This window comes from Mesorhizobium sp. P2_F5 (genome assembly GCF_056403715.1).
In genome coordinates, this window is sequence record NZ_JBFUEY010000003.1 from 524,907 (window position 1) to 541,534 (window position 16,628).

At 64.2% G+C, this 16,628-nt stretch carries 15 protein-coding genes; 11 read left to right on the forward strand and 4 right to left on the reverse strand.

The annotated features are described in order from the left end of the window. Positions 1 to 75: 75 nt before the first annotated feature. A complete protein-coding gene (locus AC1DYO_RS06480) occupies positions 76 to 1,071 on the reverse strand; it encodes a LacI family DNA-binding transcriptional regulator (protein ID WP_477261407.1) in 996 nt (331 codons plus the stop codon). Between the two features lie 264 nt (positions 1,072 to 1,335). On the opposite strand from AC1DYO_RS06480, the gene AC1DYO_RS06485 reads away from it, so the two are divergent. The 4 genes from AC1DYO_RS06485 to AC1DYO_RS06500 all read left to right on the forward strand — a co-directional run bounded on the left by AC1DYO_RS06485 (position 1,336) and on the right by AC1DYO_RS06500 (position 5,005). After that, positions 1,336 to 2,127: an ABC transporter ATP-binding protein gene (locus AC1DYO_RS06485; protein WP_477261409.1), complete on the forward strand. Its 792-nt coding sequence runs from the start codon at positions 1,336 to 1,338 to the stop codon at positions 2,125 to 2,127. 25 nt (positions 2,128 to 2,152) lie between these two features. Further along, entirely contained in the window at positions 2,153 to 2,968 is an 816-nt protein-coding gene (locus AC1DYO_RS06490; RefSeq protein WP_477261411.1) for an ABC transporter permease, read from the forward strand. A gap of 50 nt (positions 2,969 to 3,018) precedes the next feature. Further along, positions 3,019 to 4,008, forward strand: a complete 990-nt coding sequence (locus tag AC1DYO_RS06495; protein ID WP_477261413.1) for an ABC transporter substrate-binding protein — start codon at positions 3,019 to 3,021, stop codon at positions 4,006 to 4,008. A gap of 82 nt (positions 4,009 to 4,090) precedes the next feature. Next, positions 4,091 to 5,005, forward strand: a complete 915-nt coding sequence (locus AC1DYO_RS06500) for a nucleoside hydrolase (protein ID WP_477261415.1) — start codon at positions 4,091 to 4,093, stop codon at positions 5,003 to 5,005. A gap of 49 nt (positions 5,006 to 5,054) precedes the next feature. Here the strand turns inward: AC1DYO_RS06500 and AC1DYO_RS06505 are convergent, their stop codons facing one another. After that, positions 5,055 to 5,504 carry a RidA family protein gene (locus AC1DYO_RS06505; protein WP_477261417.1) on the reverse strand — a complete coding sequence of 150 codons (450 nt, stop codon included), beginning with the start codon at positions 5,502 to 5,504 and terminating at the stop codon, positions 5,055 to 5,057. 183 nt (positions 5,505 to 5,687) lie between these two features. On the opposite strand from AC1DYO_RS06505, the gene AC1DYO_RS06510 reads away from it, so the two are divergent. Continuing rightward, on the forward strand, positions 5,688 to 7,019 hold the full coding sequence (locus AC1DYO_RS06510; protein WP_477261419.1) for an APC family permease: 1,332 nt from the start codon (positions 5,688 to 5,690) through the stop codon (positions 7,017 to 7,019). Between the two features lies 1 nt (position 7,020). Here AC1DYO_RS06510 and AC1DYO_RS06515 read toward each other — a convergent pair whose 3' ends face one another. Continuing rightward, entirely contained in the window at positions 7,021 to 7,797 is a 777-nt protein-coding gene (locus AC1DYO_RS06515) for a helix-turn-helix transcriptional regulator (RefSeq protein WP_477261421.1), read from the reverse strand. Positions 7,798 to 7,874: 77 nt separating this feature from the next. Between AC1DYO_RS06515 and AC1DYO_RS06520 the strand changes: the two genes are divergently transcribed. Next, the gene (locus tag AC1DYO_RS06520; RefSeq protein ID WP_477261423.1) at positions 7,875 to 9,299 is read left to right on the forward strand and encodes an amidase; all 1,425 of its coding nucleotides are present in this window, start codon (positions 7,875 to 7,877) and stop codon (positions 9,297 to 9,299) included. Between the two features lie 242 nt (positions 9,300 to 9,541). Here AC1DYO_RS06520 and AC1DYO_RS06525 read toward each other — a convergent pair whose 3' ends face one another. Continuing rightward, entirely contained in the window at positions 9,542 to 10,726 is a 1,185-nt protein-coding gene (locus tag AC1DYO_RS06525; RefSeq protein ID WP_477261425.1) for a Gfo/Idh/MocA family protein, read from the reverse strand. A 306-nt stretch (positions 10,727 to 11,032) separates the two neighbouring features. Here AC1DYO_RS06525 and AC1DYO_RS06530 point away from each other — a divergent pair, with 306 nt between their 5' ends. The 5 genes from AC1DYO_RS06530 to AC1DYO_RS06550 all read left to right on the forward strand — a co-directional run bounded on the left by AC1DYO_RS06530 (position 11,033) and on the right by AC1DYO_RS06550 (position 16,625). Next, positions 11,033 to 11,920: a MurR/RpiR family transcriptional regulator gene (locus AC1DYO_RS06530; RefSeq protein ID WP_477261427.1), complete on the forward strand. Its 888-nt coding sequence runs from the start codon at positions 11,033 to 11,035 to the stop codon at positions 11,918 to 11,920. A gap of 332 nt (positions 11,921 to 12,252) precedes the next feature. Further along, on the forward strand, positions 12,253 to 13,035 hold the full coding sequence (locus AC1DYO_RS06535; RefSeq protein ID WP_477261429.1) for an SDR family oxidoreductase: 783 nt from the start codon (positions 12,253 to 12,255) through the stop codon (positions 13,033 to 13,035). Further along, positions 13,032 to 14,564 (forward strand): mannitol dehydrogenase family protein, encoded by a 1,533-nt coding sequence (locus AC1DYO_RS06540; RefSeq protein WP_477261431.1) that lies wholly within the window; start codon positions 13,032 to 13,034, stop codon positions 14,562 to 14,564. Before AC1DYO_RS06535 ends, AC1DYO_RS06540 begins: the two co-directional genes overlap by 4 nt. Positions 14,565 to 14,599: 35 nt before the next feature. After that, the gene (locus AC1DYO_RS06545; protein WP_477261433.1) at positions 14,600 to 15,514 is read left to right on the forward strand and encodes a sugar phosphate isomerase/epimerase family protein; all 915 of its coding nucleotides are present in this window, start codon (positions 14,600 to 14,602) and stop codon (positions 15,512 to 15,514) included. A gap of 76 nt (positions 15,515 to 15,590) precedes the next feature. Next, positions 15,591 to 16,625, forward strand: a complete 1,035-nt coding sequence (locus tag AC1DYO_RS06550) for an ABC transporter substrate-binding protein (protein WP_477261435.1) — start codon at positions 15,591 to 15,593, stop codon at positions 16,623 to 16,625. The last annotated feature ends 3 nt before the right edge of the window (positions 16,626 to 16,628 follow it).

Below are 16,628 nucleotides of genomic sequence, written 5' to 3' on the forward strand. Positions count from 1 at the left end.
GGAGCCAGCGGCCCGGAAACGCACACAGTAATGGCGAAAAGCAAATCGCAGCATTAATTGCCTGACACGAACTCGTCACGTCGTCTCCCGCAAGATCACGGTCGGCTCCATCACCACCATCCGGCGTGGATGCGTGGGGTCGTCGAGAAAATCGATCAGCGCGCCGATCGCGAGGTAGCCGGCCTCGGAAATGCGCCGTTCGATCGTCGACAGCGGCCGCACCAGCAACGGTGCGATGTAGATGTTGTCGAAACCCATCACCGCGCAGTCCTCGGGAACGCTCAAACCGCGCTCGCGCAGCGCGACCGTCGCCCCCATCGCCAGCATGTCGCTCATGCAGCACATGGCCGAAAAACTGGTGCGGTCGAGCAGTGTGCGCGTCGCCAGCAATCCGAAGCGATGATTGAAGGCGCCGCACTCGATCAGGTCGAGATCGACCGGCAGCCCGGCCTCGCGATGCGCCCGCTCGTATCCCGCCCGTCTGACCTTGGTGTTCGACGCCGAGGGATTGCCGCTGACGAAGGCTATGCGCGTGTGTCCGGCCTCGATCAGATGGCGGGCCGACAGGAAGGCGCCCTGCTCGTAGTCCGTATCGATGCGCGCCGCCAGACACTCGAGATCCGGCACTTCGCGATCCATCGAGATCAGAGGAATCCGAAGCCGGTCCAGAAGCTTCGCGTCCGGGATCAGGTCGCTGGCCGCAAGCACGATGCCGTCGACGCCGTGGCCGGCGAGGAAGGTCAGATGCGCTGCCTCCTTTTCGGCATCGCTGTCGGAATTGCACAGTATGGTCGAATAGCCGCGCTCACGCGCCGCCTGGTCGCAGGCGCGCACCAGCTCGGTGAAATAGGCGTTGAGAATATCCGGCACGATGACACCGATGACGCGCGAACTGCGGGTGATCAGCGAGCGGGCAATCGAGTTCGGCGTGTAGTTGAGCTCCTTGACCAGCGACCAGATTTTCTCGCGGGTCTGCTCGCCGATCGACTGGTCTTTCCGATTGAGGACCTTGGAGACCGTTGCTGCCGTCACGCCTGCCAGCCGGGCGATATCTTTGATCGTTGTTGCCACATTCCCTCGCCACTCGACGAACAATGGCCTGTCTCCAGTCGCCATCGACCGTCGTCACGCGACTAGCACGGATCGCGATCCCGACAAACAGGTCGCCTTCTCCATAACTCAGACTGCCGATTTGACATAAGCCAAATAATCATCTAGGTAAACGTTTACCTACGTTGTTTCAGCGCTGTTTTCGGTCAATGGGCGGTCTGCTGCCCGTGCCGGATGGGAGGACTTATGCGTTTTCGAACCAGCATGCATCGAGAGGATTTCTGAATGCCGAAGGCGCTGGAGTCACACAGCACTGCCGGATCGCAAGAATCCGCTCCGATCAAACTGTCGATCGAGAACCTCAATGTCCGTTTCGGATCGGTCGTTGCGCTCAGCGATGTCAGCCTCGATATCGCCAATGGCGAATTCGTCTGCATTCTCGGCGCCTCGGGCTGCGGTAAGAGCACGCTGTTCAACGTTGTATCTGGCTTGCTCAAGGCAAGCTCCGGAAAGATCGTGCTCGACGGCCAGGATGTCAGCAACCGCCCCGGCCAGGTCGGCTACATGCTGCAGAAGGATCTGATGCTGCCCTGGCGAACCGTGCTCGGCAACATCACGCTGGCCGCCTCGCTGACGCGCGGCGCCACTTCGCAAGACCGCACCGAGGCGGCCGAGCTTGCCAGCCGCTACGGCCTCGGCGAGTTCCTCAATCACTATCCGCATGCGCTGTCCGGCGGAATGCGCCAGCGCGTCGCCATGATGCGCACCATCGTCGCGGGACGGCAGGTGATGCTGCTTGACGAGCCCTTTGGCGCGCTCGACGCGCAGACCCGTCTCGGCATGCAGCAATGGCTGCTGCAGCTCTGGCGCGACCTCAAGCGCACCATCCTGTTCGTCACTCATGATGTCGACGAGGCGATCTTTCTCGCCGACCGGATCGTGGTGATGACGCCACGCCCCGGCCGCATCGCCGAGATCCTCACCGTCGACCTGCCACGGCCCCGGCCGCTGGAAGTGCTGACGACCGACACTTTCGTCGGTCTGAAGCGGCAGATCATGCAGCACCTCTATCACTGACTTCGGGGCATTCGGGAGCAACGCGATGAACACACGTTTTGGGGCGGCGGCGGGACCTTTCCTGATCTGGGTCGTAGCCATGGTGCTGATCCTGGTCGCCTGGCAGGCGCTGGTTTGGGTCTCGGGCCTGCCGCCCTATGTCATTCCACCGCCCGCACTCGCCTTCTCGACGCTGTTCGACAACTGGCCGCGGCTCTCGGTGCTGACGGGTCAGACGCTCTACGAAACCGCAATCGGTTATGTCATCGGCGCCCTGATCGGCTTTGTGCTGGCGCTCGCCATGGGGCAGATCCGCGTCGTCCAGCGCCTCGTCATGCCGGCGCTGATCATCTCGCAGGCGGTGCCGATCGTCGCCATCGCCGCCCCTTTGGTCATCATCTTCGGCTTCGGCCTGATGCCCAAGCTGATTATCGTCGCCTGGATCGTGTTCTTCCCGGTGGTGGTCAATGTGCTGGACGGACTGGCGTCCGTCGACCGCGACATGCTGAACCTCGCCCGCTTGATGGGCGGCGGAAGCCTACGCACCTTCGCCATCGTCAAATTGCCGGCCTGCATCGGCCCACTGTTTTCTGGCCTGAAGATCGGCGCCACCTATGCGGTGACTGGCGCCGTCATCGGCGAATGGACGGCGTCGTCCAAGCAGGGCCTCGGCACCTATCTCCTCACCGCCAACGCGCAGATGAACACGGCCGGCGTCTATGCCGCCATGCTGCTTCTCACAGTCATCGGCGTCGGCTCGTTCCTGCTCGTCTTCGGGCTCGAAGTGCTGGCGACGCCCTGGCGCTCACGCTCAATCGCACCGGCATGGGCGCAGTGGAAGCCGGCGCAAGCCGCCGCGTGAAATCGCCGCCAATTTTCAACCAGTCGACAACAACCAAAAAGGGGAATGCAATGCACTGTGCTTACACCAAAATGATCTCGGCAACCGTTGGCCTGCTGGCGCTCGGCGCTGCCTTCGCCGCGGCGCCGGCCACCGCCGCCGACCTCACCACGGTTCGCTTCGTCTATGACTGGGCGAGCGCCGATTTCGAGCTGATCCCGACGCTGGTCGCCCAGCAGAAGGGCTTTTATGAAGCCGAAGGCATCAAGGTCGATGTCATCTTCCCGCCGGACTCGCAGACCACCGCCCGGCTGCTCGCCGTCGGCCAGGCTGAGATCGGCTTCGAGGCCACGACGGACGTCGTCTTTGGCGCTTCGCAGGGCATCCCAATCACCTCGATTGGCCTCTACACCAAGAGCAACAATTGGGGCCTGTTCGGCCGCCCCGGCGAGCCGCTGTCGCTCGACAACCTGAAAGGCAAGTCGATCGCCATCTACACCGACTCCTGGACCAAGGCGATGATGCCGTTCGTGCTCAAGGCCGCCAAGCTGACCGAGGACGACGTCAAGTTGATCATCGCGCAGGATTCCGACACCAATCTGCTGCTCGCCGGCAAGATCGACATCGCCACCAACACCGAAAACTATCTGGTGCCGCAGGTGCAGGAGACGCTGAAGAAGGATCCGACCAGCCTCATCGGCAAGGCCGCCGGCGCCCCCGACGTTCCGGTTTGGACCTACACCGCATCCACCGCCTACCTCGCCGAGCATGGCGACATCGCCAAAAAGTGGATGCGCGCCACCATCAAGGGAACCGAGTGGGCCGCAGAGCATCCCGAGGAAGCCGCCGAAATGTTCACCAAAGCTTATCCGGAAGGCGGCAGCCTCGCCTACAACATCTCCGGCTGGAAGCTGACCGCCGCCCTGATGAAGGGCGACACCGGCTACATGATGCAGGAAGACAAGAACTGGCTGCCGATTGCGCAGGCGCTGAAGGACACCGACCAGATCAAAGAGGTCCTTCCCGCCTCGAAATACTACACCAACGAGCTGCTGAAGTAGGCGCTGCGGCACTCCCAGACCAAGGGGCCATCCTGACCAGGATGGCCCTTTTTGCCCATACAGAACGAATGGAATTTCAAGCATGGCCAAGAGCAGAATTATCCTCGATTGCGACCCCGGCGTCGACGACGCCATCGCGCTCCTTTTGGCCTTTGCCTCGCCCGACGAGATCGAGATCGTCGGCATCACCACGGTGATCGGCAACGTCTCGCAGCCGGCGACGACCCGCAACGCATTGCGCATCACCGCTATGGCCAATCGCAGGGATATTCCGGTCTATGCCGGCTGCAGCCGGCCGATCATTTTGCCGCACGAACAAAGAGGCGCCTCGGTGCACGGCACCGATGGCCTTGGCGATCTTGGCGTGCCCGATGCCACGCACACGGTGCAGGACCAGCATGCGGTCGACTTCATCATCGATACCATCCTGCGCGAGCCCGGCCAGATCACGCTGTGCCCCATCGGGCCGATGACCAACATCGCGCTGGCGCTGATCAAGGAGCCGTCCATCGCCGGCAAGATCAAGGCCATCGCCTTCATGGGCGGCGCCGCCTTCAGCCCCGGCAACACCGCGACCGATGCCGAGTTCAACATCTGGATCGATCCGCATGCAGCACAAGTGGTGCTGTCGTCCGGCATCCCGATGACGATGTTCGGCCTCGACGTGACCCGCCACGCGACGCTGACCAAGGCGCGGTTCGACCAACTCGAACGCGACGCCAGCCCGATCATGAAAACCGCCATCGCCATGATGCGCCATTACGGCAGCGGCGACACCAGCCTACACGACCCCTGCGTGATGGCGTTCCTGATCGACCCCAGTTTGTTCAGGGGCGTCGACGCGGTGATCGAGGTCGACTGCGATCAGGCCGGTTCCTATGGCCGCACGCGGGCGGTCGAAAACAGCGCCGGCAAGGGCCAGCCGGTGCATGTCATCACCGAGGTTGATGATGAGCGGCTGTTCCAGTTGATCGACCAGCGGCTGCGGCTTTTGTAGTCCGCCGGAAGCCGCTATCTGACAAGACACAAGCCAGCGCTGTGCCCTGTTAGGCCGCAGCGATCACAGCGATGGAAACTCGCAATCCGGGAATACGCACGGGCAGTTTCGCTCCCTGGCGCGCCGGCGGGTTTTCGGGAAACCATTTGACCCATTCTTCGTTCATGCCGGCGAAGTCGGCCTCTTCAAGCACGATGACCGTTGCGCTGACGATCTGGGAAAGCGATGACCCGGCAGCGACGAGAATGGCCGAGATGTTCTTCAGGCACTGCGCGGTCTGTTCCTGGATCGTGGCGCCAACGATCGCTCCCGTCAGCGGATCATAGGGACCTGTCCCCGACACGAAGATCAGGCCGGCTGCCTTCACGGCCTGGCTGTAAGTAGGCGGCGCTTTTGGTGCCTGGGCTGTTCGGATGATTTCAATGGACATGGAGAGGTCCCTCCTTCGAGCAGGTGCGAAGGTATCCGCCGCATGCAGGCCTGGCAACGCTGCCGCCATCTGCGCTTCGATAGCGCGTCTACTCTCCGCACAAGAGCGCGCCCGCATAATCCCTTGGGGTTATGGCCGAGCTGCGCCGGCTAAGTCATGCTCCATCTCAACTTCGAGAAATGCGACCGGACGCCTGCTCTTCTGGCAGCCTCCGGAAAAAGCATCGGACACAAGCTTCCCGGAGGCGGAACAATGCAAGACACTGTCAAACTCGACCGCGCGCTCGGACTCTGGTCCGTCGTGCTTTTCGGCCTGGCCTACATGACGCCGATGATCGTCTTCGGCACCTTCGGCGCGCTTGCCGCGGCAAGCCAGGGCACCACCGCCATGGCCTATCTCGTGGCGGCCGCGGCCATCCTGCTCACTGCCATCAGCTATGGCGTCATGGCGCGCGTCTATCCGGTCGCCGGCTCGGCCTACACCTATGCCCGCCGCTCGATCAGCCCCAGCATCGGCTTCCTCGTCGGCTGGGCGGTGCTGCTCGACTATTTCTTCCTGCCGATGGTGATCTGGCTGATCGGCGCCGCCTATCTCACCTCGGCTTTCCCCGCGGTTCCGGCTTGGGTGTGGATCGTCGGTTTCATCGCGGTGACGACCATCGTCAACGTCGTCGGCATCGCTTTCGCCAACCGCATCAACTTCATCCTGATGCTGGTGCAGCTCGGCGTGCTCGTCGCCTTCCTGGTGCTGGCCGCCCGCTATGTGGTGGCGCTGAATGGCCCCGGTGGCCTGGTTTCGGTCACACCGTTCTTTAGGGAAGGCGTGCCGTTCTCGGCCTCGGTGGCGGGTGCCGCGATTGCCGCCTATTCCTTCCTCGGCTTCGACGCCGTGTCGACGCTGACCGAGGAGACCAGGGATGCCAGGCGCACCATGCCGAAGGCGATCCTGATCATCGCGCTGGCCGGCGGCCTGATCTTCATCGCCTCGGCCTACATCACCCAGCTTGCCCATCCCGGCGCCGACTTCGTCTCGGTCGACGCCGCCGCCACCGAAATCGCCAAGGCGATCGGCGGCGACCTGTTCGTGACCATCTTCTTGGCAACGCTGGTCGTGGCGCAGTTCACCTCCGGCCTTGCAGCTCAAGCCAGTGTCGGCCGGCTGCTTTACGCCATGGGCCGCGACACCGTGCTGCCGGCCTCGTTCTTCGGCAATCTGCATCCGAAGTGGCACACGCCGATCCTCAATTTGATCCTGGTCGGCGCCATCGGCCTCGCGGCGCTGACCATGGACGTCACCACTTCGACCTCCTTCATCAATTTCGGCGCCTTCCTCGCCTTCACCGCCGTCAACGTCTCGGTGATCGCGCTCTATCTCAAAAGCGACCAGCAGGTGCGCTCGCTCGGCATGCTGATCGGGCTGATCGTCCCGGCGCTGGCGGCGGTCTGCGACCTCTTCCTGCTGTGGAACCTCGACGAGCACGCCAAGGTGCTCGGCCTGGTCTGGCTGGCCGTCGGCGTCGCCTATCTCGCCTACCTCACCCGCTTCTTCCAGGTCGCGCCGCCGGAGATGGATTTCGCCGAATAGGCTAATTGAGAAACAGGCGGAACAGTTCCGCCTGGCTCGATATTGCGAGCTTCGAATAGATCTGCCGCCGATGCACCTTCACTGTGTTCGGCGACAGCGACAGCACGGCGGCGAGCGAGAGGTTGGAGTGCCCTTTAAGCACCAAGGTGACGATCTCGAGCTCGCGGCGGGTCAGCAGCGGATGCTCGATCCGCGCCGCAGGGGTCGCGTCCTTGATGTCGAGCGAGAGGCCAGGCACATGAAACCAGTGCCGTGCCGCGAGCGCGCAGACGATGGGCGCGGCGGATCTCAGCCGTGCCAGCTCGTCTTCGGCGAACAGCGGCGCAGCACCCGTGCGCGACAGCGACAGCACGCCGGCAAAGCCATTCTCCAGCTTCAGCACAAAACCGATCTCGTCGCCGATCTCGGTGGTGGCGTAGTGCCGCCGGAAATATTCGGTGTGCAGGAAATCGTCGGGCGCGAGTTCGCGCATGACGATCATGCGCTCGCTGCCGTCGCCGCGCACCGCGTCGTAGAACGGGTCCAGCACATAGGCGCCGGCGAGATAGCGGTCGACGATGATCGAACGCTCGGCGACGATCTTCTCATTGTAGAGGTCGAAGGCGCGGCCGGCGGGCGAATAGAGAAAACCGTTCATCATCTGGAAGGGCGTAAGCAGCCGCAGCGCCGCCGCCAGCGCATCGGGAAATCCACGCGCGCCGATGGCGGCTGCCGCGGTACCGAGGCCGGCATTCCACGCATCGAAGGACGGAGGCGAACCTCTGGCGGCGGGTTTCATCGAAACGACAGGTCTCGTAGCGGCGGCATCGGCGAGATTGCACAGGTCCGCCCGACCAGCACAAGGAGAACCTCGCCATGAGCCATCCGCTGGACCTCAACGCCGTCGCGATCGCCGACGGCATCCGCTTGGGTGCCTTCAGCGCCGAGACGATTGTGGGCGAGTCCATCCGCCGTGCCAAGGCGGTCAGCGCAACCCTCAATGCCTTCGCCGTCATCCGCGAGGAGCAGGCACTGGAAGCGGCACGCCTCACCGACCGCGCGGTGGCGCGTGGCGAAGCGACCGGGCCGCTGCATGGCGTGCCGTTCGCGGCCAAGGATCTGACGCCGACCGTCGGCGACCTGACGACGCTGGGCTCGTGGACGAAAGGCGATTGGGTACCGACCGAGACGGCGCTCTGCGTCCGCCGCCTGCAAGCGGCCGGCGCCATCCTGATCGGCAAGACGACGACACCGGAATTCGCCTTTTCCAGTTTCACCAACAGCCCGCGCTGGGGCGTGACCCGCAACCCGTGGAATCCGGAGCGTACCAGCGGCGGCTCTTCCGGCGGCGCTGGTGTAGCCGTCGCGACAGGTGTGGTGCCTTTTGCCGAGGGCACGGATATGGGCGGCTCCGTGCGCATTCCTGCAGCCTTCTGCGGTGTCGTCGGGCTGAAGCCGAGCCTCGGCCGCATCCCGATGACCATCCTGCCCAGCGTGTTCGACAACATCTCGCATTTCGGCCCGCTGGCGCGCAGCGTCGGTGATGCCACTGCCTTCATGGAAGCCACCGCGGGCGGCAGCGACGAGGACATCTCCTCGCTGCCGATCGGCTTTGACGGCGCGGCGGCGCGGTCGGGCGGGCTCCAAGGCAAGCGCTTCGCGCTGTCGCTCGACCTCGGCTACTACCAGATCCAGCCGCAGGTCGAAGCCGTGATCCGACAGGCCGTCGCCGAGATGCGCAGCGCGGGGGCCGTAGTCGACGAGGTGCCGATGGGCTGGACGCGCGCCGTTAACGACGAATGGTTCGATCTCTGGTGCGTCTTCATGTCGGCCTTCTTCGGCGATGAGCTTGCCGACCATCGCCACCACATGGACCCGTCGGTGGTCTCGATGATCGAACGCGGGCTGGCGATGAATGCGACCACATACAAGCGGGTCGAATTGCTGCGCACGTCGATGTGGCGGGACATGGCGCGGCTTTTCGAACGCTATGACGCGCTGCTGTGCCCGACCTGCGCCATCACGGCGCCGCCGGTGAGCGAGACCGACGACGACTACGTTGCGACCCTGCCCGACGGCCGCTTCAACGGGCTCGACCTGACCTGCCCCTTCAACATGCTGCCGCAACTGCCGGCGCTGTCGCTGCCTGTCGGATTGGCGGCGGATGGGTTGCCGGTTGGGTTGCAGATTGTTGGACGGCGGTTTGCGGATGAAGAGGTGCTGTCGATGGCGGTGGCGGTGGAAGCGCGGCTGAGAGTCGATGGCTTCAATGCGGATCGGTTTGCCGCAGCAACCAATTAGGGCAGCGCCAGCCCCCACTCCGTCTCGGCTTCGCCGAGCCACCTCTCCCCCATGTCCATGGGGGAGAGGAAACGCTAGCTTTTCGATGGAAAGGAAACCCAAGTTTTTCGAGGCCGAGCCCTCTCGCGATTAGCATTTCCTCTCCCCCACGAATGTGGGGGTAGAGGTGGCTCGGCGAAGCCGAGACGGAGTGGGGGAACGCCGTAGGGAATTGCCATTGCCGCTGAACCACAGCTGCCCCCTCACCCAAACCGCGCCGCCGTCCAAGCCCCAGCAGCGGCATTCGACTCCACCGCCGCAGCAACAAACTTCACCCCCCGCGCACCATCCACAACATCCGGCACTTGCGCCGCACGTGCCGCATCGACCACCCCACCCGAGCGATGCACCCGAATAATATCCGCGGCGTCGCGGTAGAAATTGGCGAAGGCCTCGATATAGCCTTCCGGATGCGCCGCCGGCATGCGCGACACGCGCTGGGCTTCCGCAGTCGAGCCATGGCCGCCGCGCACCAGCGTGCGGGTCTCCTCGCCATAGACGGAGAAGCGCAGTTCCTCCGGTCGGCCGCCCGACCATTCGAGGCCGGCTTTGTCGCCATAGATGCGCACGGACAGATCGTTGTAGTGGCCGGGCGAGGTCTGGCTGGCCAGGATGGTGCCACGCGCGCCGCCGGTCCAGCGCACCAGCACATGCGCATTGTCGTCGAGCCGCCGTCCGGGCACGGCGGTGAACAGATCGGCCGACACAGCCTCGGCTTCGCAGCCGGAGATATAGCTTGCCAGGTTGAAGGCGTGCACGCCGATATCGGCCAGCACCGCCGACTGCCCGGCGCGCGCCGGATCGGTGCGCCACTCCGCCTGCTTCTGGCCTTCGGCGTCGATCGGCCTCGTCAGCCAGTCCTGGATGTAGGCGCCATGCACCGACACGATCCGCCCGAGTTCGCCCGCCGACATCATCTCGCGCGCCTGGCGAACCATGGCGTAGCCGGTGTTATTCAGCGTGACGACGAAGCGTCGCTTCTTCGCCTGCGCCAACGCCACCAGTGCCTCGGCATCGGCTAGCGTCGTCGACAGCGGCTTGTCGCAGATCACGTCGATGCCGGCTCCGAGGAAGGCGGTGGCGATCGGCGCGTGCAGATGGTTGGGCGTGACGATGACCACCGCCTCGATGCCGTCTGGCCGCGCCGCTTCAGCCCGCGCCATGGCGCGATAGTCGTCATAGCTGCGCTCCGGCGCGATGCCTATCTCGGCCGCAGAGGCGGCGGCGTTTTCCGGGTCGGACGACAGCGCGCCGGCGACCAGCACGATCTGGTCGTCGAGCCGCATGGCCAGCCGATGCACGGCGCCGATGAAAGCGTTGCGGCCGCCGCCGACCATGCCGACCCTGAGCCGCTTGCCCGCCGATCCATCCGATGTTGCGTAGACCATGTTTCCTCCCAGGAAGGACTGTTTTGTTGCCGTCGTCGAATTCTGTCGCGCCCCCCTCTGTCCTACCGGACATCTCCCCCACAAGGGGGGAGATCGGCTGCCACAGCGGCCTTCGCCAATCTCAGGCGTTGCAAGAGGGGAGCCGAAGGCGAAACTGCCAATCTCCCCACCCGTGGGGGAGATGTCCGGCAGGACAGAGGGGGGCGCCGTAGAGCGCTGCTTTTGACTGTTCGCATCAGTCACCACTTCGAACACGATTTCCAATTTTCATATTGTAAAACGATCGTACCGCGCTAGCCTGAAATCATGAGTGGGGCAAGCAAGGCGTCTGGGCGATCCAGTACCGACGAGGCGGCGACGCGCAAGCGCGGGCGCTCTCTGGCGGCACTCGGCTACATCCAGCCGCAGACCTATGAGGAGCTGCGCGCGGTGCTGTCGTCGGGCACGGTGCATTTCCCCAAGCGGTTGCGCCAGGTGGCGATCTTCCTGTGGCAGCACCCGAGCGATGTCGCGCTCGGCACCATCGCGCAGGTGGCGGCGCAGGCCGGCGTGCAGCCCTCGACGCTGGTGCGCTTTGCCCAGATCTTCGGCTATTCCGGCTTTTCCGATTTTCAGGGCCTGTTCAAGGAACACATCAAGGGATCGTGGCCGGAAGGCCGTGGCGAGCCGCGCACCGAGACCGAGCCCAACCTGCATTTCCTGCGCGGCATGGTCGGGGCATCGCAGGCCTCGCTCGGCCGCATCGAGGCCGGCTTCGACGTAAAGAGTTTCGACAAGATGGTGGCACTGCTGGCGGACGCCGAGCTGATCTATGTCATCGGCTCCAAGCGCGCCTTTCCGGTCACCGCTTATCTGTCGCTGACCCTGTCACAGCAGGGCGTGCGCAACGTGCTGGTCGACAATGTCGGCTCCTCGGCACTCGATCAGATCGGCTGCATCGGCGGCCGGGATGCCGTGCTGGCGGTCTCGTTCAGCCCCTACAATTCGATCACGCCCGACCTCGTGGCGGTGGCGCATGAGCGCAAGGCCCGCATCGTCACCATCACCGACAGCACCTTCAGCCCGCTGATCCCGCTGTCCGACAGCTGGCTGGAAGTGGTGGAATCCGACTTTGCCGGCTTTCGCTCGCTAGCGGCGTCACTCGCTGTAGGAATGGCGCTGGTCCATGGGGTGGCGGCACGGCGCGGCGAATGAATGTTGATCGAGTTTTCGACTTGTGACGGCGACCATGAATAGCCGAAGTCAGCGCTGCCCCTCATCGCCCTGCCGGGCACTTCTCCCCGTATAGTGACGGGGAGAAGGGGCTGGCCGCAACGCTGGCACTCTTCTTGCGACGCGGATGGTTGGCGAAGGCGGCGATGAGAGCGCCCCTCTCCCCGTCACTATACGGGGAGAGGATGCCGGCAGGCAGGTGAGGGGCGCTGACTTCGGCGATTGGCGTGCCATCAAGCACAACTGGCACAATTGACTATCCAGAATTTTCATTCCATATCTTCAGAAATAGAAACTTTGTTCCGGGAGGAGGAATGGAGATCCGGCTGGACGGCAAGGTGGCTTTGGTCACCGGGTCGACGCAAGGCATTGGCCGCGCCATTGCCGAGACGCTTGCGCGCTCCGGTGCGGCCGGCCTTCTGGTAACCGGCCGCGAGAAGAAGCGTGGCGAGGCCGTGGCGGCTGAGCTTTCGCAATTGGGCACGCCGACCATCTTCGTCGCCGCCGATCTCGCTGACCCGGCAACCCCCGCCCTTTTGGCGCAGGCCTGCATCGAGCGCTTCGGCCGCATCGACGCTCTCGTCAACGCCGCCGGGCTGACAGACCGCGCCTCCTTCCTCGACGCCAGCCTCGACGACTGGGCCTCACTGTTCGCCGTCAACGCGCGCGCGCCGTTCTTCCTGATGCAGGCGGCCATTGCCGACATGAAGAAGCGCGGCCAGGGCGGAGCGATCGTCAACATCCTGTCGATCAACGCCCATTGCGGCTCGCCGGAGCTCGCCGTCTACTCCGCCAGCAAGGGTGCGCTGGCGACGCTGACCAAGAACGCCGCCAACGCCCACCGTTTCGACCGCATCCGCGTCAACGGCATCAATGTCGGCTGGACCGACACGCCGGCCGAACGCGTCATGCAGGCCGAGACGCTTGGCAACGGCCCGGGCTGGCTCGACAAGGCCAGCGCCGCGCAGCCCTTCGGCCGGCTGCTGACGCCGAACGATATCGCCAGCCTCGCCGTCTTCCTGCTTTCCGACGCTGCCGGGCCGATGACCGGCGCCGTGATCGACCAGGAGCAGGCGGTGATCGGGGCGAACCGGTGAGCGCCGTCGAAACGCTCGGGCCCGAATTGCTCGACCGTTTGCCGGCATCGGTCCAGACACCGTCCTATGACCGCACGATGCTGGCGCCCGGCATGGCGCATCTCGGCGTCGGCGCCTTCCACCGCTGCCACCAGGCCGAATACACCGACGATCTCATCTCGCTGCGCTTCGACCGCTGGGGCATTGTCGGCATCAACATCCGCCCGCCCAGCCTTGCCGACACGCTGGGACGGCAGAGCGGGCTCTATACCAGGCTGATCCGCGAAAACAGCCACATCGAGGCGCGCGTCATCGGCAGCATCGTCAGGGTGGTCGACAGCCAGGAAAGTGCCACACCGGCGCTCGGCGTGCTGGTGTCGCCCGACATCGAACTGGTGACGATGACTGTGACCGAAAAGGGCTATTGCCATATCCCGTCGAGCGGCGAACTCGATCTCGGCCATCCCGACATCGTCCACGACCTCGCCAACCCGGAGACGCCGCGCAGCGTGCCTGGCCTGCTGGTGCGGGCGCTGGAGCTGCGCATGGCCACGCATGGAAGGCCACTGACGCTGCTCTCCTGCGACAACATTCCTGCCAATGGCATCATCCTCGGCAGTGTCGTGCGCAGCTTTGCCGAACGGCGCGGCAATGGGCTGGCGGATTGGATCGCAGCCAATACCGCCTTCCCTTCGTCCATGGTCGACCGCATCGCGCCGGCGGTGACGCAGGATGATCTCGACAGTGTTGAGCAGTGGTTCGGCTACCGCGATGCCGTCGTCGCTGTTGGCGAGCCGTTCCGGCAATGGGTGATCGAGGAAAAGTTTGCCGGCCGCATGCCGCGCTGGGATCTGGTCGGCGCCACTTTCGTTGACGATGTCACGCCCTTCGAGCATCTCAAGATGCGGGTGCTGAACGGCGCCCAGACATCGCTTGCCACGCTCGGCGTGCTTGCTGGTCTCGAGCACACATCGGATGCCATGGCCGACCCGCTGCTGTCGGACTTCATCAGGCGCATGCTGGTCGAGGAGACTGTGCCGACGCTGATGCCGGTATCCGGCATCCTGCCGCTCGCCTATGTCGAGCAGAGCCTTGCCCGGCTGAAGAACACCGCGATCCGGCATCGCAATCACCAGATCGCCACCGACGGTTCGCAGAAGATCGTCCAGCGCCTGCTCAACCCGATCCGCGACCGGCTGAGCCAGGGCGCCAGCATCGGTCTTTTGTCGGTGCCGGTTGCCGGCTGGATGGCCTACCTCATCCAGGCCTCAGAGCGCTTCGGCAAACACTGGCCGGGGTCGGACCCCTATGCGGATAAGGTCGCCGCGATCGCCGACGCCACAGGGCGCGATGCACAGGCGCTGGCATCCGCCATCCTTGCCATCGACGGGATATTCGACCCCGGCCTTGCCGCCGACGAGACGTTCCGCGCGGCCGTGACATCGGCGCTGGGCGACCTGCTTTCGGACGATCCGATGGCGGCCGTGCGGCACAGTCTTGAACAAGATGAGGTCGCACGGTTGAAGCGATCCAAACAATCGGCATTATAGGATTTGGCCGTGAAGCCACGACCAGGGGAGGCACTATGAAACTTGGACTGCTCACCGCGCCGTTTGCGGAGACGCCGCTTGGCGAGGTCGCCGGCTGGGCGCATTCCGTCGGCTTCGAGGCGCTGGAGATCGCCTGCTGGCCGAAGACCTCTGGCGCGACGCGGCGCTATGCCGGCACCAGCCATATCGACGCCGCTTCAACCTCGTCCGCGCAGGCGAAAGAAATCGTCGCGTCGCTGACCGAGAAGAAGCTGACGGTCTCCGGCCTTGGCTATTATCCGAACCCGCTGCATCCGGACCCTGCGCACCGCGAGGCGGTCATCGGCCATCTGAAGAAGGTCATCGTGCTGGCCGCCATTATGGATGTGTCCGTCGTCAACACCTTCTGCGGTGGCGATGCCTCGAAGACCGTCGACGTCAACTGGCAGGACGCGCTGAAAGTCTGGCCCGAGATCGTCGCCTATGCGCGCGACCACGGTGTAAAACTCGCCTTCGAAAACTGCCCGATGATCTTCAGCTATGACGAATGGCCGGGCGGGCACAACATCGCCTATTCGCCGCAGATCTGGCGCCGCATCCTGGAGGCCTGGGGCGGTGAGGTCGGCATGAACTTCGACCCCTCGCATCTGGTCTGGCAGATGATCGACCAGGCCCGTTTCATCAGGGAATTCGGTCCCTACATGCTGCATGTCCACGCCAAGGACCTGATGATTGATCATGATGGTTTGTTTGAGCGCGGAATCCTCTCGGCCGGGATAGGCTGGCAGGTGCCGCGCATGCCGGGGCTGGGCGATGTCGACTGGAGCGGCTTTTTCTCCGGGCTCTACCGCGCCGGCTATGACGGCTCCGTCATCATCGAACATGAGGACAGGCGCTTTGAAGGCAGCGACGATCAGGTCAAGCGCGGTTTCCTGCTTGCCCGCGACGTGCTGCGTCCCTTCGTCAAATGACGAGGTGAATGGCTTGGTTTTGACCCCGTCGGGAGCAAAACCCTGGAACTGAAAAACAATGTGGAGGAGTACTGACATGAAGAAAATACTGACCATGGTCCCGCTGCTTGCCGGCGTAGCCATCCTCGCCTCGGTGGGCGTCTCGTCGGCCGAAGGCAAATACACGATCGGCATTTCCAACACCGTGCAGGGCAATGGCTGGCGCGAGGAGATGGTCTGCGCGATGAAGGCGCAGGCGCTGGCGTCCGGTGAGGTGGCCAAGCTCAACATCGCCCACCGCAACACCGATGCCGCCGGCCAGCTCGAAGACATCCGCAATCTGATCAGCGCCAAGGTCGACGCCATCGTCGTCAACCCCGCCGATCCCGCCGGCATCAAGGCGGGCCTCGAGGAAGCCACCAAGGCCGGCATCGTCGTCGTCGCCGTCGACCAGGCGGTCACCGAACCGTCGGCCTACATCATCTCCAACAACCAGGAGCAGTACGCCTATCTCGGCGCCAAATGGCTGTTCCAGCAGATGGGCGGCAAGGGCGAGGTGTTTTACATGCGCGGCGCCGCCGGCGCATCGGCCGACTCTGATCGCGACAAAGGCTTCAAGAAGGCGCTGGCCGAAAACCCCGACGTGAAGGTCGCGCAGGAAGTCTTCACCGGCTGGCAGCAGGACCAGGCCAAGCAGCAGATCCTCTCCTTCCTGTCGACGGGAACGCCGTTCAACGGCATCTGGACGTCGGGCATCGACAACGTCATCGTCGACGCGCTGGTTGAATCGCAGGCGCCGCTGGTGCCGATCGTCGGCGCCGACAATGCCGGCTTCGTCGGCCAGTTGAGCTCGGTCAAGGGTCTGGTCGGTGCGGCCGTCACCAACCCCGGCTCGATCGGTGGTGCGGGCGTGACGCTTGCGCTACAGATCCTCGACGGCAAGAAGCCGGCGCAGCAGACCGTGCTGGTCGACCCGCAGCTGTGGGACAACGCCACCGACGAAGGCAAGGCCAAGCTGAAGGCAGCGGCAGATCCGTCACTGAGCCCGGAATGGCCGGTCTCGATCTCGATCCCTGAGTGGACGACGTACACCAAGGAGCAGATCGTGGCGTGCAAGGGGCCGGGGGAGTAAGGC

Coding starts and splice junctions, on each gene's coding strand:
- AC1DYO_RS06485 (WP_477261409.1), top strand. CDS start 1,336: ATGCCGAAGGCGCTGGAGTCACACAGCACTGCCGGATCGCAAGAATCC.
- AC1DYO_RS06550 (WP_477261435.1), top strand. CDS start 15,591: ATGAAGAAAATACTGACCATGGTCCCGCTGCTTGCCGGCGTAGCCATC.
- AC1DYO_RS06495 (WP_477261413.1), top strand. CDS start 3,019: ATGCACTGTGCTTACACCAAAATGATCTCGGCAACCGTTGGCCTGCTG.
- AC1DYO_RS06510 (WP_477261419.1), top strand. CDS start 5,688: ATGCAAGACACTGTCAAACTCGACCGCGCGCTCGGACTCTGGTCCGTC.
- AC1DYO_RS06490 (WP_477261411.1), top strand. CDS start 2,153: ATGAACACACGTTTTGGGGCGGCGGCGGGACCTTTCCTGATCTGGGTC.
- AC1DYO_RS06535 (WP_477261429.1), top strand. CDS start 12,253: ATGGAGATCCGGCTGGACGGCAAGGTGGCTTTGGTCACCGGGTCGACG.
- AC1DYO_RS06515 (WP_477261421.1), bottom strand. CDS start 7,797: ATGAAACCCGCCGCCAGAGGTTCGCCTCCGTCCTTCGATGCGTGGAAT.
- AC1DYO_RS06505 (WP_477261417.1), bottom strand. CDS start 5,504: ATGGCGGCAGCGTTGCCAGGCCTGCATGCGGCGGATACCTTCGCACCT.
- AC1DYO_RS06525 (WP_477261425.1), bottom strand. CDS start 10,726: ATGGTCTACGCAACATCGGATGGATCGGCGGGCAAGCGGCTCAGGGTC.
- AC1DYO_RS06520 (WP_477261423.1), top strand. CDS start 7,875: ATGAGCCATCCGCTGGACCTCAACGCCGTCGCGATCGCCGACGGCATC.
- AC1DYO_RS06530 (WP_477261427.1), top strand. CDS start 11,033: ATGAGTGGGGCAAGCAAGGCGTCTGGGCGATCCAGTACCGACGAGGCG.
- AC1DYO_RS06545 (WP_477261433.1), top strand. CDS start 14,600: ATGAAACTTGGACTGCTCACCGCGCCGTTTGCGGAGACGCCGCTTGGC.
- AC1DYO_RS06500 (WP_477261415.1), top strand. CDS start 4,091: ATGGCCAAGAGCAGAATTATCCTCGATTGCGACCCCGGCGTCGACGAC.